At 70.5% G+C, this 19,685-nt stretch carries 19 protein-coding genes; 10 read left to right on the top strand and 9 right to left on the bottom strand.

The genetic code is table 11. The features are described 5' to 3' along the window. From GC203_RS10250 to lpdA, 3 genes are all read left to right on the top strand, one after another. Positions 1–493 (top strand): 2-oxo acid dehydrogenase subunit E2 (locus GC203_RS10250; RefSeq protein WP_293453902.1); only part of this gene is annotated, 493 nt, incomplete at its 5' end. Positions 494–501: 8 nt separating this feature from the next. After that, on the top strand, positions 502–981 hold the full coding sequence (locus GC203_RS10245) for a glutathione peroxidase (RefSeq protein WP_293453900.1): 480 nt from the start codon (positions 502–504) through the stop codon (positions 979–981). Further along, positions 981–2,372, top strand: a complete 1,392-nt coding sequence (lpdA, locus tag GC203_RS10240) for a dihydrolipoyl dehydrogenase (protein ID WP_293453898.1) — start codon at positions 981–983, stop codon at positions 2,370–2,372. Before GC203_RS10245 ends, lpdA begins: the two co-directional genes overlap by 1 nt. 14 nt (positions 2,373–2,386) lie before the next feature. On the opposite strand, the gene GC203_RS10235 is transcribed toward lpdA, so the two are convergent. Further along, the gene (locus GC203_RS10235) at positions 2,387–2,830 is read right to left on the bottom strand and encodes a hypothetical protein (protein WP_293453896.1); all 444 of its coding nucleotides are present in this window, start codon (positions 2,828–2,830) and stop codon (positions 2,387–2,389) included. A 34-nt stretch (positions 2,831–2,864) separates the two neighbouring features. Next, entirely contained in the window at positions 2,865–4,418 is a 1,554-nt protein-coding gene (locus GC203_RS10230; protein WP_293453894.1) for an AMP-binding protein, read from the bottom strand. A 151-nt stretch (positions 4,419–4,569) separates the two neighbouring features. Here GC203_RS10230 and lipA point away from each other — a divergent pair, with 151 nt between their 5' ends. Further along, positions 4,570–5,532: a lipoyl synthase gene (lipA, locus tag GC203_RS10225; protein ID WP_293453892.1), complete on the top strand. Its 963-nt coding sequence runs from the start codon at positions 4,570–4,572 to the stop codon at positions 5,530–5,532. Continuing rightward, on the top strand, positions 5,533–5,982 hold the full coding sequence (locus tag GC203_RS10220; RefSeq protein WP_293453890.1) for an SRPBCC family protein: 450 nt from the start codon (positions 5,533–5,535) through the stop codon (positions 5,980–5,982). It begins immediately after the preceding gene. Here GC203_RS10220 and GC203_RS10215 read toward each other — a convergent pair. Together GC203_RS10215 and GC203_RS10210 are read right to left on the bottom strand one after the other, a co-directional pair. After that, on the bottom strand, positions 5,936–7,243 hold the full coding sequence (locus GC203_RS10215; RefSeq protein ID WP_293453889.1) for an APC family permease: 1,308 nt from the start codon (positions 7,241–7,243) through the stop codon (positions 5,936–5,938). The genes GC203_RS10220 and GC203_RS10215 overlap by 47 nt on opposite strands. Continuing rightward, complete coding sequence (locus GC203_RS10210) at positions 7,240–7,731, bottom strand: CinA family protein (protein ID WP_293453919.1); 492 nt, start codon at positions 7,729–7,731, stop codon at positions 7,240–7,242. Before GC203_RS10210 ends, GC203_RS10215 begins: the two co-directional genes overlap by 4 nt. A gap of 79 nt (positions 7,732–7,810) precedes the next feature. On the opposite strand from GC203_RS10210, the gene GC203_RS10205 reads away from it, so the two are divergent. Beyond that, positions 7,811–10,099 carry a fused MFS/spermidine synthase gene (locus GC203_RS10205; RefSeq protein ID WP_293453887.1) on the top strand — a complete coding sequence of 763 codons (2,289 nt, stop codon included), beginning with the start codon at positions 7,811–7,813 and terminating at the stop codon, positions 10,097–10,099. Positions 10,100–10,155: 56 nt separating this feature from the next. Here the strand turns inward: GC203_RS10205 and GC203_RS10200 are convergent, their stop codons facing one another. Then, positions 10,156–11,295, bottom strand: coding sequence for a bifunctional 2-C-methyl-D-erythritol 4-phosphate cytidylyltransferase/2-C-methyl-D-erythritol 2,4-cyclodiphosphate synthase (locus tag GC203_RS10200; RefSeq protein WP_293453885.1), 1,140 nt, complete (start codon positions 11,293–11,295; stop codon positions 10,156–10,158). 90 nt (positions 11,296–11,385) lie between these two features. On the opposite strand from GC203_RS10200, the gene dusB reads away from it, so the two are divergent. From dusB to GC203_RS10180, 4 genes are read left to right on the top strand one after another with little or no spacing between them, the layout of a single operon-like run. Then, positions 11,386–12,393 carry a tRNA dihydrouridine synthase DusB gene (gene dusB, locus GC203_RS10195; protein WP_293453883.1) on the top strand — a complete coding sequence of 336 codons (1,008 nt, stop codon included), beginning with the start codon at positions 11,386–11,388 and terminating at the stop codon, positions 12,391–12,393. 35 nt (positions 12,394–12,428) lie between these two features. Continuing rightward, entirely contained in the window at positions 12,429–13,493 is a 1,065-nt protein-coding gene (locus GC203_RS10190; protein WP_293453917.1) for an ATP-binding protein, read from the top strand. Positions 13,494–13,505: 12 nt separating this feature from the next. Next, positions 13,506–14,927, top strand: coding sequence for a nitrogen regulation protein NR(I) (gene ntrC, locus GC203_RS10185; protein WP_293453882.1), 1,422 nt, complete (start codon positions 13,506–13,508; stop codon positions 14,925–14,927). Between the two features lie 42 nt (positions 14,928–14,969). Then, positions 14,970–15,863: a hypothetical protein gene (locus tag GC203_RS10180; protein WP_293453881.1), complete on the top strand. Its 894-nt coding sequence runs from the start codon at positions 14,970–14,972 to the stop codon at positions 15,861–15,863. Here the strand turns inward: GC203_RS10180 and GC203_RS10175 are convergent. Genes GC203_RS10175 through GC203_RS10160 form a run of 4 tightly spaced genes read right to left on the bottom strand, consistent with a single transcriptional unit; the run spans position 15,790 to position 19,667 of the window. Then, the gene (locus GC203_RS10175; RefSeq protein WP_293453879.1) at positions 15,790–16,938 is read right to left on the bottom strand and encodes a glycosyltransferase family 4 protein; all 1,149 of its coding nucleotides are present in this window, start codon (positions 16,936–16,938) and stop codon (positions 15,790–15,792) included. The genes GC203_RS10180 and GC203_RS10175 overlap by 74 nt on opposite strands. 6 nt (positions 16,939–16,944) lie before the next feature. Next, a complete protein-coding gene (locus GC203_RS10170; protein ID WP_293453877.1) occupies positions 16,945–18,162 on the bottom strand; it encodes a hypothetical protein in 1,218 nt (405 codons plus the stop codon). Between the two features lie 55 nt (positions 18,163–18,217). Next, on the bottom strand, positions 18,218–18,991 hold the full coding sequence (locus tag GC203_RS10165) for a hypothetical protein (RefSeq protein ID WP_293453875.1): 774 nt from the start codon (positions 18,989–18,991) through the stop codon (positions 18,218–18,220). 25 nt (positions 18,992–19,016) lie between these two features. Continuing rightward, positions 19,017–19,667, bottom strand: coding sequence for a tetratricopeptide repeat protein (locus GC203_RS10160; protein WP_293453873.1), 651 nt, complete (start codon positions 19,665–19,667; stop codon positions 19,017–19,019). Positions 19,668–19,685: the final 18 nt, after the last annotated feature.

The raw sequence follows: 19,685 nt of genomic DNA, 5'->3' as shown, positions 1-19,685 counted from the left end.
GGCCGCCGCCGTGGCGCTCAAGCGCGTGCCCGAGGCCAACGCCTCCTACACGCCGGACGGCATCGCGATGCACCACCACGCCGACATCGCCATGGCGGTGGCGGTGCCGGGCGGTCTGATCACCCCGATCATCCGGGCGGCGGAGACCAAGGGCCTGGCCCAGATCGCCCAGGAGGCCAAGGACCTGGCCGAGCGGGCGCGCAACAAGAAGCTGAAGCCCGAGGAGTTCCAGGGCGGCACCTTCTCGGTCTCCAACCTCGGCATGTTCGGGATCAGGAACTTCGCCTCGATCATCAACGAGCCGCAGGGCGCGATCCTGTCGGTCGGCGCCGGCGAGAAGCGGCCCGTCGTCCGCGGGAACGACCTCGCCGTGGCCACGGTGATGAGCGTCACGCTCACCTGCGATCATCGGGTCGTGGACGGCGCCACCGGCGCCCGCTGGCTCGCGGCCTTCAAGCCGCTGCTGGAAGACCCCATCAACATGATCGTCTGAGGCTGGCCATGACCACCATCTACGACTTCGAAGCCGAGACGCTGGACGGCAAACCCGCGCCGCTGTCGGCCTATCGCGGCAAGGTGGTCCTGATCGTCAACACGGCGTCGAAGTGCGGCTTCACCCCGCAATACGCGGGGCTGGAGACCATCTGGAAGCGCTACCGCGATCGCGGTTTCGTGGTGGTGGGTTTCCCCTGCAACCAGTTTGGCGCGCAGGAGCCTGGCGATGCGGCCGAGATCGCCAACTTCTGCTCCCTGACCTACGAGGTCGACTTCCCGATGATGAAGAAGATCGAGGTCAACGGCTCCGGGACGCACCCGCTCTACCGCTATCTCAAGCGGGCCAGGAAGGGCGTGCTGGGGACCGAGGGGATCAAATGGAACTTCACGAAATTCCTGGTGAACCGCCAGGGCGAGGTGGTTCACCGCTTCGCGCCCACCGTTGACCCCAAAGCCCTGGACGGGGCGATCGAGGCCCTGCTCTGATGGCTGATCAGTTCGACGTCATCATTATCGGTTCCGGCCCCGGCGGCTATGTGACCGCCATCCGGGCCAGCCAGCTCGGCTTCAAGACGGCCATCGTCGAGCGGGCCGAGCTGGGCGGCATCTGCCTGAACTGGGGCTGCATCCCCACCAAGGCGCTGCTGAAGTCGGGCGAGGTCTACGAGCAGCTCGACCATCTCAAGGACTATGGCCTCGCTGTGGAGAAGCGCGGCTTCGACTTCGAAGCCGTGGTCCAGCGCTCGCGCAAGGTGGCCGCCCAGCTCAATTCGGGCGTCACCTTCCTGATGAAGAAGCACAAGATCGAGGTGGTCGAAGGCTCGGCCAGGCTCGAGAAGGGCGCGCCGGCGCCCACGGTCGTCGTGGGTTCGCGCAAACTCACAGCTAAGCACGTGATTCTGGCCACCGGCGCGCGGGCGCGCACGATCCCCGCCATCGGCCTGGAGCCGGACGGTGAGCGGGTGTGGACCTATCGCGAGGCCCTGGTCCCGAAGTCGGCGCCCAAGTCGCTGGTGGTCGTCGGGTCGGGCGCCATCGGCATGGAATTCGCCAGCTTCTACCGGGCGCTGGGTTCGGAGGTCACCGTCGTCGAGATGATGCCCCGCATCCTGCCGGTCGAGGACGAGGAGGTCTCCAAGGCCGCCCACAAGGCGTTCGAGAAGCGCGGCATCAAGTTCCGCGTGCCGGCCAATGTGAAGAAGCTCTCCAAGCACAAGAACGGCGTCTCGCTGGAGATCGAGGCCGGCGGCAAGTCCGAGGTGCTGGACGCCGACGTGGCCATCGTCGCGGTCGGCATCGTAGGCAATGTCGAGGACCTGGGCCTGGAAGCCCTGGGCGTGAAGGTCGAGAAGACCCACGTGGTCACCGACGCCCACGGCGCGACCGGCGTTGCGGGCCTCTACGCCATCGGCGACGTGGCGGGGCCGCCCTGGCTCGCGCACAAGGCCAGCCACGAGGGTGTCCACTGCATCGAGCATATCGCCGGGCTCAAGCCCACCAACCTGACCGCACCGATCCCCGGCTGCACCTACACCACCCCGCAGGTGGCCTCGGTGGGCCTTACCGAGGCACAGGCCAAGGAGCAGGGGCTGGAGCCCAAGGTCGGCCGTTTCCCGTTCCGCGTGAACGGCAAGGCCATCGCCGCCGGCGAGACCGACGGCTTCGTGAAGACCATCTTCGACGGCAAGACGGGCGCGCTCATCGGCGCCCACATGATCGGCCACGAGGTCACCGAGATGATCCAGGGCTTCGCCCTGGCCATGACGCTGGAGGCCACCGAGGCCGAGCTGCAGGCCACCGTCTTCCCGCACCCGACCATGAGCGAGGCCATGCACGAGGCCGCTCTGGACGCCTACGGGCGGGTGCTGCACATCTGATCAGGCCGAGCCGCTCAGCGGCCCCGCGCCCGGGTGATCCAGCCGCCGGTCAATCCGCCCAGTCCGCCCGCCAGGCCCCAGAGGCCGATGGCGGAGGTCTGGACCGGCAGGTGCGCGGCGAGCTGCGGCAGCGCGAAGAGGGCGCCGGCCGCCACCGATCCCAGCACGGCGCAGGTCATCACATAGTACCAGACGGCCAGCGATCGCCGCCGCAGCGCGATGGAGATCAGGCCGGTGAGCGCCGCCGCCGGGGCGCCGAACATCACGCTCAACAGGATCGCCCCGGCCACGGCGGCCAGGATCGCCGGCGCGCTGGTCTGGCCGCCAAGCGTGGCGGGGACCAGGATGGCCGCGGTCAGCAGGCCTCCGGCGAGCCCGCCGGCCACCACGAAGGCGGTCAGGTGGACGGCGACGCGCCGCAGCAGCGTGGCTTCGGTCGGGTCGGTCTGGCTGCTCATCCGCAAGGCTCCGTTCGCGGGATCGTCGCCAGCCTCATGCCGCCCGTTGCGTTTCCGCCTCCACGATCCGCTGGATCGCCGGATAGTCGGTCTTGCCGGTGCCCAGAAGCGGAATCTCGGGAACCTTGATGATCTTCCGCGGGACGGCGATCTCCGGCGCGCCGATGTGCTGGGCGTGCGCCAGCAGAGGCGCCACCTCGGCGTCGTGGGTGTCGGTCACCAGCACCAGCCGCTCGCCCTTGCGCGCGTCGGGCAGGGCGATGACGGCGTGGCGGCATTCCGGCCAGACGTGGGCGGCCAGGTCCTCGGCGGCTGTGAGCGAGACCATCTCGCCGCCAACCTTGGCGAAGCGCTTCACCCGCCCCAGGATCCTGATCCAGTCGTCGTCGGTGATGGACACCACGTCGCCCGTGTCGTGCCAGCCGCCGGCCGGGGCTTCGACGCCGCCGCCGGGCGCCAGGTAGCCGACCATCACGTTGGGGCCCCGCACCAGCAGCTTGCCGCCGCCGGGGATGCCTTCCACCGGCTCCAGCCGCGCTTCGACGCCGGGCAGGAGACCTCCCACCGTCCCGCGCCGGTTGTCCTCGGGCTTGTTCACCGCGATCACGGGCGAGGCCTCGGTGGCGCCATAGCCCTCCAGCAGCGGGATCGGGCCGAACCGCTCGGCCACGAGGTCGTGGGTCTCGTCGCGCACCTTCTCGGCGCCGCAGACCACGAACTTGAGGCCCGCGAGCTCGCCAGGCGCGGCCACCCGCGCGTACTGGTTCACGAAGGTGTCCGTCGCCAGCAGCACCGAGGCCTTGGTGTCCTTGATCAGGGGCGGGATCTGCTTGGTGTGGAGGGGCGAGGGGTACTGGAACGCCTTCATCCCCGTGAAGATCGGCAGCAGCGCGCCGCCGGTCAGGCCGAAGCAGTGGAAGATCGGCAGCGGATTGAAGAACACCCAGGCGGGGTCCAGCGCGATGTGCTGGGCGATCTGGCGGCAGTTGGAGACGAGGTTTGCGTGGCTCAGCACCACCCCGCGCGGCGCGCCGAAGCTGCCGGAGGTGAAGAGGATCACGCCGGGGTCGGACGGCTTGCACGCGATGCGGAACTGCCCGGGCAGGACGCCCGCGGCGGCGGCGTAGACCTTGTCGGCGAGACCGACGGTGGCGCGCACGTCCTCCAGGTAGACCACCTTGGCGATGGTCTCGAGCGCGTCGGTCAGGTCGTGCAGCTTCCCCTGTTCCACGAAGCGGTGCGAGGTCAGCACGGTCTTCACGCCCGCCAGCTCGCACGCGGCCTTCAGGTTGCGGATGCCGGCCGTGAAATTCAGCATCGTCGGCACGCGGCCGAAAGCGTGGAGCGCGAAGAAGGTCACCACCCCGCCCGAGCTGGAGGGCAGCATGACGCCGACGCGTTCGCCCTTCTTCGTCATCGCCGAAAGCTTACGGCCCAGCGCGAAGGCGGCGCGGATCAGGTCGGTGTAGCTGAGGGGGTTGCGTTCCTGGTCTTCCAGGATCGGCTTCTTCGCGCCGTGCGTCTTCGCCGCCTCGATGAGCGCGTCGAAGACCGAGGATTGCGCTGCGGCGCTATCGAAGGGACTCAAGGGCTGCCGCCTCCCGAATATTCTTGTTACCGCGAACCTATCGCCGCCCTTCGGCGCTGAAAAGATCGGTAACGGAGCGTGAGCGGGCCGCATCCGCCCCCGCGGCCTCGCGGCGCTTGATCCGAAGGCCGGGACGGACGATCTAGGGACCATGGCCGTGGTCATCGACACTGTGGGCGCCAAGCGACCCCGACACCCCGAAAAGCAGGCGCGCCCTGATAGTCCCATCCTGCGCAAGCCGGAGTGGCTGCGCGTCCGCGCGCCGGGCTCGCCGGGCTACAACGCCACCCGCGAGATCGTGAAGGGCCACGGGCTGGTCACGGTCTGCGAGGAGGCCGCCTGTCCCAACATCGGCGAGTGCTGGTCCAAGAGCCACGCCACCATGATGATCATGGGCGAGGTGTGCACCCGGGCCTGCGCCTTCTGCAACGTGGCCACCGGCAAACCCGCGCCGCTTGATCCCACCGAGCCGGCCCGGGTCGCCGACGCCGTGGCCAAGATGGGCCTGAAGCACGTGGTCATCACCTCGGTCGACCGGGACGACCTCGCAGACGGCGGGGCCGCGCACTTCGCCGCGGTGATCCATGCCATCCGCGCCGCTGCGCCGGAGACGACGGTCGAGATCCTGACCCCCGACTTCCTGCGCAAGCCGATCGAGGCCGTAACCGCGGTGATCGACGCCCGGCCCGATGTCTTCAACCACAACCTCGAGACGGTGCCGCGGCTCTACCTGCCGATCCGCCCGGGCGCCCGCTACTACAACTCCCTGCGCCTCCTGGAACGGGTGAAGGAGCGCGATCCGGCCCAGTTCACCAAGTCGGGCCTGATGGTCGGCCTTGGCGAGGCCAAGGAGGAGGTCATGCAGGTGATGGACGACATGCGTTCCGCCGGCGTCGACTTCATCACCATCGGCCAGTACCTCCAGCCGACGCGCAAGCACGCGCCCATCGACCGGTTCGTGCATCCCGACGAATTCCGCGCCTACGAGGAGATCGCCCGCGCGAAGGGGTTCCTGATGGTCTCGGCCAGCCCCCTGACCCGGTCCTCGCACCACGCCGGCGAAGATTTCGCCCGGCTCCAGGCGGCGCGGCGGGCGCAAGAGGCGGCCGCCTAGTTGCACCACCACGTCTCCCGGGTGCTGCCGTACGCGCCCGACCAGCTCTTCACCCTGGTCGGCGACGTGGCCCGCTACCCCGAGTTCGTGCCCTGGATCACCGCCATGCGGACCTGGAATGCGCGCGATCACGGCGGTGGGGTCGACACCCTCGACGCCGAGGCGGGTGTGGGTTTCTCGTTCCTCAGGGAGCGTTTCGCCACCCGCGTCCGTCGCGACGCGGGCGAACGTCAGATCGACGTCAGCCTGCTGTCGGGCCCGTTCCGCAAGCTGGTCAACCAGTGGCGCTTCCTGCCGGAGGGCGAGGGGGACACGCGGATCGAGTTCGACATCGATTTCCAGTTCAAGTCGCGCCTGCTGGACGGCCTGCTCGCGGCCAACTTCCACCACGCGGTGGAACGGCTCATGGGCTGTTTCGAGGATCGGGCGAAGGCGCTGTACGGCGACTGATCGCGTACAGGATCAGGCCGACGGCGAGCACCCCGGCCAGCACCGGCAGCTCGGCCGTGGCGGCGAAAGCCAGAACGCCGACGAAGATCGCGCCGGCGGCGATCGCGAACAGGCCGGGCGCCGGGAGAGGGAACTCGGGGGGCGGCGCGTCGGCCCGCCGCGACAGCCGCCACAGGGCCAGGCAGCACAGCACATAGCTGATGATCCGGGCGGCCGTGGAAAACGTCAGGCTGCTCAGCAGGTCGCTCATCAGCGCCGCCCCGAAGGCCGCGACCGAGGAGATCAGGATCGCGATGTGAGGCGTGCGCCAGCGGGGATGCACCCGCGCGAGGAACGCCGGAAGCTGGCCCTGTTCCGACAGTCCCAGCAGGATCCGCGGCATCACCAGGACGCCCGAGACGATGGTGCCGAGGATCACCACGATGGCGCCCGCCGAGACGGCCACCTGGCCGACGGGCCCGAAGAGCAGGGCGCCCACCTCGGCGAGCGGCCGGTCCGTCAGGGTTGGGTCGTCCAGCACGCCCACGCAGACCAGCAGCACCGTCGCATAGGCCACGGTGACCAGCGCCACGCTGGCCAGCAGCGCCATGGGCACGTCGCGGCGCGGGTCCTTGGCTTCGCCCGCGATCACCCCGGCGCGCTCGAAGCCGGAATAGGCGAAGAGATAGATCAGCACGGCCCGCGCCAGGGTGGTCGGGTCGGGCGGCGGATGCACGACGGCGAGGCGCTCCGGCTGGATGAACCAGACCCCCGCGGCCACGAACCCCACGACGAACACCGCCTTGACCACGATCAGCGCGTTGCTGCTGGCCGCCGACTCCCGGACGCCGCGCAGGACGATCACGGTCATCGCCAGGCCGAGGCCGATGATCGTGGCGGCGCGCGGCAGTCCTGACGCCAGGACGGGAACGAAGCCGGCCAGATAGCTCACCAGCAGGTTCGACAGGGTGGCCAGGGCCAGCGCCTGGCTGATCCACAGCATCCAGCCGACCGAGAATGCGATCCAGCCGGGCAGGGCGGCGCGGGCGTAGAGGTAGGGCCCGCCGGTGTTGGAGAACCGGCTGCCGAGCTCGGCGAAGCAGAAGATCAGCGGCGTGGTGATGAGGGCGGCCGCCGCCAGGACGGCGAAGCTCCAGCCGTGGGCCAGCACGAACACCTTCGAGGGCGCGGCCAGCATGCCCGCGCCGATCATCGCATTGGCCAGAACGCCCATCAGGTCGCGGCGCCGAAGCGCCCGGACGATATGGGCGGAACCGCTCAAGCCAGCCGGTCGCGAAGCATCTGCAGGGCCGCCTGAACGGCGGCGAGCTGGACGCCTTCGCGGGTGTCTTCCTCGAAGAAGTGCTCGGCGTGCATGAGGCGCTGGTTGCTCCGCGCGGTGGCGATGTGGACCGTGCCGACGGGCTTCATCGGCGTGCCGCCGCCGGGGCCCGCCACGCCGGTGATCGCCACCGCCAGATGGGCGTTCGACGCCTCCAGCGCGCCCTCCGCCATCATCCGGGCGACGGGCTCGGACACCGCGCCGAGGTCGGCGATAAGATCGCCGGGCACCCCCAGGAGCTCCTGCTTGGCGCGGTTTGAATAGGTGACGAACCCTCGCTCGAAGACGTCGGAGGACCCGGGGATCGAGCAGATCGCGCCCGCCACCAGCCCGCCAGTGCAGCTTTCCGCCGTGACGATCCTGAGAGACCGCTCCCGCGCCTCGTCGATCAGCAGGCGGGCGAGGGTCACGATCTCCAGGTTGAACATCGACATGCGGTCCCTTTCCCCCCAAGGCTGTGTGGCACAGAGCATCGCTCGTCCGCCCGGATCAAGCCGAATTGCATCCATGACCACGTTCGCCGCCCCGGCCCGCGCCGCACACGCGCCGCCGCAGCTCTTCGTGCTGACCGTCTTCTCCAGCGCCGCGCTGGTGTTCGTGGTCCAGCCCATGGTGGCCAAGCTGGTGCTCCCGCTGCTGGGCGGCAGCCCGTCGGTCTGGAACACCAGCATGGCGTTCTTCCAGCTCGCCTTGCTGGTCGGCTACGGATACGCCCACCTGCTCCAGCGCATCCCCTCGGTGCGGGCGCAGGCGGCCACTCATTGTGCGGCCCTGGTGCTGGCCGCGGCCGCCTTGCCGCTGCGGGTCAACGCCCTTGCCGGGGCGCCGTCGTCCGACCATCCGAACCTGTGGCTGCTCGCCGTGCTGGCGCTCTCGATCGGGGCGCCGTTCGCCGTGCTCTCGGCCACCGCGCCGCTCGTCCAGGCCTGGTACGCCCGCACCCTCGGCGCCGCCGAGGGCAAGGAGCCCTATGCGCTCTACGCGGCCAGCAACTTCGGCAGCTTGCTGGCGCTGCTGGCCTATCCGGTGATCGTCGAGCCGCTCTTCACCCTGGCCGGGCAGCGATACGGCTGGAGCCTCGGCTACGGCGCCTTCGTCCTGGTGATCGCCGTCCTCGCCCTGGCGGTCTCCCGCGCGCCGGCCGTCGCACCGCGTCCGGCCGAGGCGGCTGGCCCGGCGCCCCGATGGCGCGACCGGGCGGCCTGGGTCGCCCTGGCGGCGATCCCCTCCAGCCTGATGCTGGGCGTGACCACCTACATCACCACGGACGTGGCCTCGGCGCCGTTCCTCTGGGTGCTGCCGCTGGCGCTCTACCTCGCCACCTTCATCATCGCCTTCCAGGACCGGCCGCTGATCTCGCCCGACCTGACGCTGACGCTCCAGGGCCTGGCCATCGCGGCGTGCGCGGCGTTCCTGCCGTTCCGCTCCACCTTCTTCGCCCTGCAACTGTTTATCCAGGCGGCGACCTTCTTCCTGACGGCGCTGATGTGCCACCAGCGCCTCGTCGCGCGGCGGCCCGACCCCGCCCACCTCACCGAGTTCTACCTCTGCCTGTCGCTGGGCGGTGTCATCGGCGGCGGGTTCAACGCTTTCGTGGCCCCGGTGATCTTCGACAACGTGTGGGAATATCCCATCGTCCTCGCGCTCTCCTGCCTGGCGCGCCCGCGGGGCGATCTGCGCCGGATCCCGATCTCAACCTGGGTGATGCTGGTCACCGGTCTGCTGGCGGCGGTCGCCACGCCCGTGGCGCTGGGCCTCGCCGCGCCGCACCTCACCCACGCCGCCGTCGTGGGCGACCTCGACCAGGCCGAACTCTTCGACATGGGCCTGAAGGGCCTGCTGGCCGTGGCGGTCATCTCGGCCTTCATGGTCCGCGACCGGGCGATCTTCCTCTTCGCCATCGTCGCGATCCTCTCGTACGCGGCCGAGATCACCGCCGACCGCACCGACACGCGGGAGAGCTGGCGCAGCTTCTTCGGCGTGCTGCGCCGCTCCCAGACCTACGTCCCGGCGCTGGGCGGGACGGTGAAGATGCTGGCCCACGGGACCACGCTCCACGGCGCGCAGGCGGAGGAACCCGCGTTCCGCTGCCGCCCGCTGGTCTACTATTCGCCGGGCACGCCGATCGGCCAGGTGTTCCGCGCCGAGGCGGCCCGCTCGCCGGCCCTGCGCATCGGCGCCGTGGGGCTCGGGACGGGCTCGGTCGCCGCCTACGTCCGGCCAGGCGACCATCTGACCTTCTTCGAGATCGACCCGCTGGTCGTGCGCATCTCCACCGATCCGCACAATTTCAGCTACACGACCCTCTGCGCCAAGGGGCCGGTCGACTACGTGATCGGCGACGCCCGGCTCACCGTCGCGCGCCAGCCCCCCGGCGGGTTCGATATCCTGTTGCTCGACGCCTTCTCGTCCGATGCGGTGCCGGCGCACCTGCTGACGGTCGAAGCCGTGCGCGGCTACCTGACCAAGCTCAAGCCTGATGGCGTGCTGATCCTGCACCTGTCGAACCGCAACCTCGACCTGATGGGGCCGGCCCAGGCCGTGGCCGTCGCCGCCGGTGGCCATGCGCTGGCCCAGCGGTACCGTCCGCCGGACGATCGGGAACACGGCTGGGAGTCGCCCGAGGACGCCGTGATCGTGGCCCGGACGGCGGCCGCGCTCGAACCGTTCCGCGCCAGCGGCCAGTGGCAGGCGGCCGATCCAACGCTGACGCGACCGTGGACCGACGACTACATGAACCTCGCGGGCGCGCTCTACGCCAACCTCAAGGCGCGCTGGGCCGGGCGTAACGACTAGAGCCTGTAGAGCACGCCCGGGCGGGTGAACCGGCATCCACTTCACCCCGGCGGGCTCTAGATCGGCGTCTCCACCGTCGCCACCGCCTGGGCCATCAGGCCTTCGCCGCGGCCTGTGAAGCCCATGCCCTCGGTCGTCGTGGCCTTCACGCTCACCCGGTCGACCGGCAGGCCCATGATCTCGGCCACCCGGGCGCGCATCGCCTCGCGGTGCGGACCGATCTTGGGCCGTTCGCAGATCAGGGTGACGTCGGCGCTCAGCACCTGGCCGCCCCTGGCTGCGACCCGCTCCACCGCATGCGCCAGGAAGCGGTCGGACGAGGCGCCCTTCCACTGCGGATCCGAGGGCGGGAAGTGCGCGCCGATGTCGCCGTCGGCGATGGCCCCCAGCACGGCGTCGGTCAGCGCGTGCAGCGCGCAGTCGGCGTCGGAATGGCCGACGAGGCCGTGGTCGTGGGGGATCCTCACCCCGCAGAGCCAGACCGCGTCCCCGGGGCCGAAGCGGTGGGCGTCCACCCCCTGGCCCATGCGGACGATCCGGCGGCCGCCCGCCAGTTGCTCGGCCATGGCGAAATCCTCCGGCCAGGTCAGTTTCATCAGCATCGGGTCGCCGGGGACCAGCGCGACGCGCCCCCCGGCGCGCTCGACCACCCCGGCGTCGTCGGTCGGTTCGGCGTCGCCCGGCCAGGCCGCGTAGGCCGCCGCCAGCGCCTCGCGGCGGAACGCCTGGGGCGTTTGGGCGCGCCAGAGACCGTCGCGCGCCACCGTGGTTTCGACCACACGGTCGCCCCGCTTCAGGGTGTCGGGGACCGGCAGGGCGGGGATGGCGCCTTCGGCGTCGGTCAGGGCCGCTAGCAACCGATCCACATGCGCTTTCGTCACGAACGGCCGGGCCGCGTCGTGGATCAGCACGGGCCGGTCGGCGCCCAGGGCCGCGAGCCCGGCCTGGACCGAGGCGGCCCGGCTCGCCCCGCCGGCCACAGCGCGCCAGCCTGACAGTCCGGCCAGCGCTTCGCCCACCTGCGACAGACGGTCGCGGGCCACCACGACGACGGTTTCGGCGGAGCCGGCGGCGAGCAGCGTTTCGACCGACCAACGCAGCACGGGCTTCCCCGCGAGCGCCCTCCAGGCCTTGGGCTCGCCCGGCCCGGCGCGCAAGCCCTCACCCGCGGCAACGATTACAGTCGAAAACGTCATGCGCGGGTCTTACGGAACACCGGTCAATTCTTCCAGCTTTACGGCGCCGCAACATGTGCCTAAAAAGACGGCGAAGGGGTTGATTACAAAATGAGCAGTTCGCTCGTTATCGGTGGGGTTTCAATCGGGGGCCGGGTGCTGATCGCGCCCATGACCGGCGTTTCCGACCTGCCATTCCGTCTCGCCGCCAGCCGTCTGGGCGCGTCGTACGTGGCCACGGAGATGGTCGCCTGCGCCGAATTCGCGCGCGGCCGCCCGGACGTCGTCCGCCGCGCCGCGGTGGGCGAGGGGCTGCCCCTGATGGTGGTCCAGCTGGTCGGCCGCGACCCCGCGCTGGTGGCTGCGGGCGCGCGCATGGCGGTGGCGGCCGGGGCTCAGATCGTCGACCTCAACTTCGGGTGTCCGGCCAAGGAGGTCACGGGCGCAGCGTCCGGCTCGGCCCTGATGCGGGAGCCCGATCTGGCCTGCGAGCTGATATCCGCGGCGGTGAGCGCCGTCGATGTGCCGGTGACGGTGAAGATGCGCCTGGGCTGGGACGACGGCTCGCGCAACGCGCCGGAGCTCGCGGGACGCGCCGAGGCGCTCGGCGTCCAGGCGGTCACGGTCCACGGCCGCACCCGCTGCCAGTTCTACAAGGGCGCCGCCGATTGGGCCGCCGTCCGTGACGTGAAGGCGGCGGTCTCGATCCCGGTGATCGTCAATGGCGACATCGTCGACGGGATCACGGCGCGGGCCGCCCTGGAGGCGTCCAACGCGGACGCGGTGATGGTCGGGCGGGGCGTCTACGGCCGGCCGTGGATCGCGGCCCAGATCGAGGCCGAGCTGGGGGGCGGCGCCTTCGTCGAGCCCGACGCGGCGACCCGCCTCGACATCGCCACGCGCCACCTGCGCGAAAGCCTGGATTTCTACGGCGAACGCCTGGGCCTGCGGATCTTCCGCAAGCATCTGGCCGCCTACATCGAAAACGCCCCCTGGCCCGCCGATGCGCAGGCCCGGAGAGAAGCGCGCGCGGCGCTCTGCCGCCTGGAGGACGCCCGATCGGTGGAACGGGGGCTTCAAGCCCTCTGGCGCACTCCGGAAGAGAGGCTCGCGGCATGACGGGAAAGACGAAATCCCAGGCCAAGCCGGTCGATATGGACACCCTGAAGGCGGCCGCCTTCGAACTCAGTCCCGATCCTGGGCTCGTCGTCGACGCCGATGGCGCCCTGGTGGCGGCCAACGAGGCGGCCGAGGCGTTGTTCGGCCAAGGACTGGGCCTCTTGGCGCGCGGGCGCTTCCGCGCCGCCCTGCCGCCGGGCTCGGCCCTGGTGTCGCTGCTCAACCGCGCGATCGAGGAAGACGGCCGCGTCCGGGAGCGCGGCGTGCAGATCAGCCTGTTCGGCCTGCCGCCCTTCGAAGCCGACGGCGCCGCCGCGCCGCTGGGCGACGGCTCGGTGCTGCTCACCCTGTCGGTCAAGAACGGCCTGGGCGTGGATCGCGGCGCCCACGAGGCGGCTGGGCTCCGTTCGCTGGTGGGCCTGGGACGCATGCTCGCCCATGAGATCAAGAACCCGCTGGCCGGCATCCGCGGGGCCGCGCAGCTCCTGAAGGCGGGCGCGAAGGCCGAGGACGCGCCGCTCGCCCAGCTTATCGTGGACGAGACCGACCGGGTGCGACGCCTCGTCGACCGGATGGAGGCGTTCTCCGACGACGCTTTGCCGACGCTGTCGCCGATCAACATCCACCAGATTCTCGACCGGGTGCGGGCGCTCGCCGCCAACGGCGTGGCCGACGGCCTCGGCCTGAAGGAGAGCTACGACCCCTCGCTGCCGGAAGTCCTGGGCGACGAGGACCAGCTCATCCAGATCTTCCTGAACCTCGTGAAGAACGCCGCCGAGGCCGCACACGCGCGGGGCGACGGCCGCGGCGAGGTTTCGATCCACACCGCCTATCGCCACGGTGTCCGCGTGCGTTCGGCCAAGGGCCAGACGCTGCGCGGCGCGCCGCTGGAGGTGCGTATCCAGGACAATGGCCCGGGCATCCCCGAGCACATCCGCGAAAGTCTGTTCCAGCCGTTCGTAACCTCCAAGGCCAATGGCGCAGGCCTTGGCCTCGCCCTGGTGGCCAAGCTGGTGGCCGGCCATGGCGGCCTGATCGATTTCGAGTCCGAGCCGGGGCGCACGGTGTTCCGCGTGCTGCTGCCGATCGCGACCGCTTGAGGACATCACTGCATGAATGCGGCCTCCAAGAAGATCCTCATCGCCGACGATGACTCTTCCATCCGTCTGGTGCTCAGTCAGGCTTTCACGCGCCTGGGCTATCAGGTGCGCGCGACGGGCAACGCCACGACCCTGCTGAAGTGGGTCGCCGACGGGGAGGGCGACCTTGTCGTCACCGACGTCGTCATGCCCGACGAGAACGTGTTCGACGTCCTGCCGCGCATCCGCAAGCAGCGCCCCAAGCTGCCCGTGATCGTGATGAGCGCGCAGAACAACCTCATCACTGCGGTCAACGCGGCGGAGGTGGGCGCGTTCGAGTACGTGCCCAAGCCCTTCGACCTCGACGACATGACCTCGGCGGCGCGGCGCGCGCTCTCTCGCCCGGCGGACTCCGAGGCCGCCAAGGCCCAGGCCCGGGCGGTTCGCGACGACCGGCTCCCGCTGATCGGCCGCTCCGGCCCCATGCAGGAGGTCTACCGCACCGTGGCGCGCCTCGTCGGCGCCGACCTGACGGTGCTGATCACCGGCGAATCCGGAACCGGCAAGGAGTTGGTCGCCCGGGCGCTGCACGACATGGGTCGCCGGCGCGACGGCAAGTTCGTGGTGATCAATCTCGCCGCCACCCCGCGCGAGCGGGTCGAGGCCGAGCTGTTCGGCAAGGAGGACGGCGATCCCGGCAAGCTCATCGAGGCCGATGGCGGCACGCTGTTCCTCGACGAGATCGGCGACATGCCGCTCGACGCTCAGACGCGCCTGCTGCGCGTCATCGACGGTTCCGAGCCGGCCCTGAACCCCAAGACGGGGCGGCGGCCCAACGTGCGGGTCATCGCCGCCACCAACCGCGACCTTCGCGCGCTGATCCAGCAGGGGCTGTTCCGCGAGGACCTGTTCTTCCGCCTGAACGTGGCGCCGCTGCGGATTCCGCCGCTGCGCGACCGCGCCGAGGACATTCCCGACCTCGCCCGTGCGTTCCTCCTGCGCGCCAACCGCGAGGGCCTGCCGGCCAAGACCATCGACGCCGGCGCGCTTGACCGGCTGAAACGCCACCCCTGGCCGGGGAACGTTCGCGAGCTGGAGAACCTCGTCCGTCGCATCTGCGCGCTCTACGGCGAAGACCTGATCACCGCCCGCATCGTCGAGAAGGAGCTGGCCGAACACCAGCCGACGGTGCAGGGACAGGAAGGCCCGGCCACCCTGGCCCAGCTCGTGGAGCAGAAGCTGGCCGGCTATTTCGCCGAGCAGCCAGACGGCATCCCCCCGGCCGGGCTGTACGATCGCGTGCTGGAGGAAGTGGAGCGTCCTCTGATCCAGCTCACGCTCGCGGCCACGCGGGGCAACCAGGTGCGGGCCGCCGAGATCCTCGGCCTCAACCGCAACACCCTTCGAAAGAAGATCCACGACCTGGGTGTGGAGATGGCGAGGGGCCGGCGCTGAACACCGTTGCCCCGACTCTGAGCCGCCGCTATCCGCAGGGCTGTGCCGTGGCGACCTGACATCTGGCGGATTGGGATCGTCCACGCCCCGGCGGCCCGCCTGGCCGCTGGCGGCCTGGAGGCCGCGCAGGTGACGTGGGTCCCTGAAGGCCCGCCTTTCACCTTCCTCGCCGACCCGTTCGGCCTGCCGCGCGACGAGCGCATGTATGTGTTCGCCGAGGCCTACGACTACCGCACCCGCCATGGCGTCATCGACGTCCTGGAATTCGATCCCGAGCTTCGCCAGCTCGACCGCCGCACCGTGCTCGCCGAGCCCTGGCATCTCTCCTATCCCTATGTCTTCGAGGCCGACGGCGAGGTCTGGATGGCGCCCGAGGCGCACCGGTCCGGCGCCTTCACCTTCTATCGCTGCGTCGAGTTCCCGGATCGCTGGGAGGCGGCGAGCCGGCTCGAGCTCGATACGCCGGCGATCGACCCCACGCCGTTCCGGCACCAGGGGCTCTGGTGGCTGGCCTACTCGCCGGACGGCCCTCAGTCCGCCAAGCAGGGCCGCCTGCACCTGGCCTTCGCGGAGACCCTCGCCGGACCGTGGACGCCGCACCCGGGCAATCCCGTGCGGATCGATCGGTCGAGCAGCCGCCCGGGCGGCACGCCCCTCGTGGTGGGCGGCGTGCTCGGGCTTCCCGTGCAGGACTGCAGCGAGACCTACGGAGGGGCGATCCGTTTCCTGGCGATCCGCACCCTGACGCCCGACAGCTTCGAGGCCGACGCCGGCGCTCCGATCCGGGCGCCGGTTTCCGCTGGGCGTTGGCAGGACGGGCTCCACACCCTTTCGGCCTGCGGTCAGCTCACCTTGATCGATGTTAAGCGGAAAGACCGCTCGCTCGGGGGGCTGGGGATCGATCTGGGGCGCCGGCTGGGCCGCTGGAAGGCCTGACCGGCAGACGCGAAACGACGGCCGCGCCGGCGGCGGCGAAGGCCTCCGGACCGAAGCGTTCGAGCAGCCGCGTCCGCGCGGCCGCGCCCATGCTCGCCAGTCGCTCGGGATGCGACAGCATCCAGCACAACGCCTGCGCCAGCGCCGCAGCGTCGCCAGGCGGGACCACCAGGCCGGTCTCGCCGTCCCGGACGCTATGGGGCAACTCGCCCACCGCCGAGACCAAGGTGGGCAGGCCGGCCTGCATGGCCTCGTGGGCGGCGATGCAGAGTCCTTCCGAGCGGGACGGCTGCAGATAGAGGTGCAGCCCGGCGAGGAAGTCCTTGGGCCGCGCTTCGAAGCCGGTGAACCGGAGGTTGTCGAGGCCTGCCGCCGCGGCCGCGGCCTCCAACCGCGCCCGTTCGGCGCCGTCGCCGGCGATGCGGACCTCGAAGGGCGCCGCGGCGCCCACCCCCAGGCTGCGGAGCCGGGCCAGCGCCTCGATCAGGACGTCGTAGCCCTTCACGGGATGCAGGCGGCCAAGCGCGCCGAGCCTCACGGGTTCGCCTGGACGCCAGGGCGTCGCCTGGGGCGCTGCGGGGTCGGCGGCGAACAGGGGCCAGGCGGCCAGGCGTTCGGGGGGAACGGCCAGGCGTTCGGCAGTGAGCGCGGTCACGCTGTGGGAGTCGCCGATCCAAAGGCTCGACAGGCGCTGCGTCGCCTTCAGCAGCACCTTGTTCGCGGGCTTCAGATAGGCGGCGTGCTGCCAGCTCACGACGGGTATGCCCTGGCGCTTGCCCACCAGCTGGCCCAGCAGCGTGGCCCGGGTGAGGGATGTCCAGATGAGGTCCGGCTGGAGGTCCGCGATCTCGCGGTTGAGCCATGTGAACGCCGCCAGGTGGTCCTTTTCGCCGCCGGGCCTCACGCGCACGGGCAGATCGGCGGCCCGCATGGCGTCCAGCGCGCGCCCGTCGCGGCGGGTCAGCGCCAGCACCGAAACCTCGGCTCCGTGGCTGCGCAGCACGCGCGCGACGGCCGGCACGGGCAGGGCTGCGCCGCCGCCTTCGACCGAATTGATCACATAGGCGATCCGCATGGCGCGCTAGGCGAGGGCGGCCACGGGCGTATCCCTCGGCTCCCGGGCGGGCTCCAGCGACGGCGCGGCGAGGCCCGCGAACTTGGCCACGGCGCGCGCCGCGCGGATCGACGACGGCTCCTCGATCAGGTCGAAGCTCTCGTCGAATAGCGCCTGCTGCACCGGCCGCCAGGTCGAACCGTGCGCGCACCGGGCGGTCAGCAGCGCGGCCTCGAGTTCGCCAATTTGCTCGATCACCGGCCCGGCCGTCCAGTGCTTGAAGTTCGGATCTCCTTGCCAGGGCAGGCCGTGCGGATTCAGGAAGACGCAGGGCCGGGGGCGCAGCAGGAACTCGTAGACCTGGCTGCTGGCGTCCCCGAGGTAGATGTCGGCCCGGTTCGTATAGGCCATGGTCGTCGAAGCCCGGCTGCCCAGGTCGATATGGATGTTGGGCGCGCGCAGGTAGCGCTCGTCGATGTGGCCCGGCCGGTCGATCCGCAACTTGTCGATGGTCAGCACGAACGGCCGCTCGAACAGCATCACGTGCGGGGCGAAGATCAGGTGGTGGTCGTCGTGCTCGACGAACCAGTCCAGCACCTGGCGGCCCATGGCGTACCACGACGACAGGTGGGGCGAGACGTGCGGATTGTAGAGCGCGACGGGCCGGCCGTCGTCGATCAGCGGGTGGAGCCGCCCGCCGTCCGCCATGTCGAACTTGGGGTAGCCCACCATGGAGATGGTCGCCGGATCGACCCCGGCCTCATGGATCAGGCGGTCGCGCACCTTGGGCCCCGAGACCAGCACGTGGTCGAACCGCGCGCTTGCGGGGTCGAAGCCGATCGCCCGGTCTCCGGCGCCGTGCCGCGTGTGGACGATCTTCAGGTCCTTCAGGCCGTGGCGCGTCTTGAGGATCAGCGACGTCTTCTCGGCTACGACCAGCACGTCGAGGCTGCGGAAGAAGTCCAGGTTGTCGCCGTAGATCAGCAGCTTGGCGGCCGGCAAAACGCCTTCGAGGGTCGCTTTGGCGAGCCGGCTCGTCCGGCGCCGGAGGCCCAGTTCCACGAGTGGGATCTTCGGGCCGATCAGACCCTGGCCCAGCCGGATCACCTCAGCGCTCAGCCGGGGGTTGGTGGTGGCGACGACCACCTCGGCGTCCACGTCGGCGCGCGCCAGGGCCAGGGCGATGGGCAGGCTGTGCGCCACCTGATGGACCTGGTCGTGGTTGAAGAGGAAGCCGATCCGCATGTCCGGTTGACGACGCGGCTGGGCCAGCCCCTCAAGCGGTCGGGCGACTTTTCGGCTAGGCGGCGTCGGACCTGGCGTTGCGCCGTTCGGCGAGGTGGGTGAGCCACACGCCGGCGACCATGGCCCCGGCGATCGCCAACGAGGATTCGAGCTGTCCGAGAGCCAGCCCGCCGTGCGCAACGGGCTTGGTGAGCAGGTCGCCCAGGGTCGCGCCCAGAGGCCGCGTGAGCACATAGGCGGCCCAGAAGAGGAGCGGCTTCGGGATCGCGGTGAAGCGCCAGGCGAGAGCGACCGTCGCGATCAGGCCCGCGAAGACCATGGCGCCGCCCTCGAAGCCCAGTCCGGCGGTGTCGGCGGTGAAGTCCCCGAGCGCCGTGCCGAGGGTGTTCGAGACCAGGATGGTCAGCCAATAGAACACCTCGTTCGGGCCCGAGGCGATGTGGTCGGCGGCGATGCGGCCCGTGGTTCGGGCCCAGATCGCGAGCACGGCCAGCACCGCGACGAAGAGGATGGCCGACGAGGCGACGTAGCCCAGGCCCAGGCTGCGGTCGAAGAAGTCCGAGACGGTCGTGCCGACCGTCGTCGTGGTGACGACCACCAGCCAGTACAGCGCCGGGTGGAACCGCCGCGCCCGGACCTGCAGGGCCAGCGCCGCGCCGAAGGCGGCGAGGAAGACGAGGCTCGAAGCGCCGTAGCCGAGGGCGAACTGCATCGACAGCGCGTCGCCTCCGGTCTCCCCGAGGGTCGTCGCCAGGCACTTGATCACCCAGAACATCAGGGTGACGTCCGGCACCTTGCTCAGGGCGGCAGGATCGTTCGGGCGGGTCATGTCCTCGTCTTCGTCATCATTCCGCTCATCCGCCCTTAGCGCGCACTTCGGCCAGCAGGCTCGTCACCTCGGCCCGGCGGCCGCGATCCGACACTTCCCGCCCGGGCCGCGCCGGAGCGGCGAGAGCCTTCTGCAGAGCCTTCTCGGCCTCGGCGTACTGGCCCTGATGGTACAGGAAATCGCCGTAGAAGTAGTTCGGGTCCAGACCGTTCGGATTGGCGGCAAGCGCCTTTCGCAGATAGGTCCGGGCCTTATCCTTGTCTCCGAAGCCGACCGGGAACCCCGGCACCTGATAGTAGAGCGAGCCCAGGCTCGTGTAGACCGAGCCGTCGCCGAGCGCGTTGGGGTTGATCTTCTCGGCTTGCTCCAACGTGGCCTTGGCCTGTTTGGCCAGCGACAGGGCGCCCAGGCCGCCCTTCGCGCCGGCTTCCGTGGAGAGCGCGATGGCCTTCCAGACGAGCGGCTCGGCGCGGCCGGGATACTGCCGGGCCAACGCATCGGCCTGGGCGGCCAGGGCCGCGGCCTGGGCCGCCTTGGCCTGGCCTTGGAGCTCGTAGTTCACATGATCCCAGGTGCGGGCGAGCGCCTGAACCTGGCTTTCGGGCGGGGCCGGCTGGGCGGCGGCGAGGCTGGCGCTGGCGGCCAGGGCGGCGAGCGCGAGCAGGGGGGTGCGCATCGGGTCTGTCCTTTCGGG

The organism is Phenylobacterium sp. (genome assembly GCF_016124325.1).
Lineage (GTDB): Bacteria > Pseudomonadota > Alphaproteobacteria > Caulobacterales > Caulobacteraceae > Phenylobacterium.
Note: the sequence above shows the minus strand (reverse complement) of the source record. Positions and strands in the feature narration are given on the sequence as shown.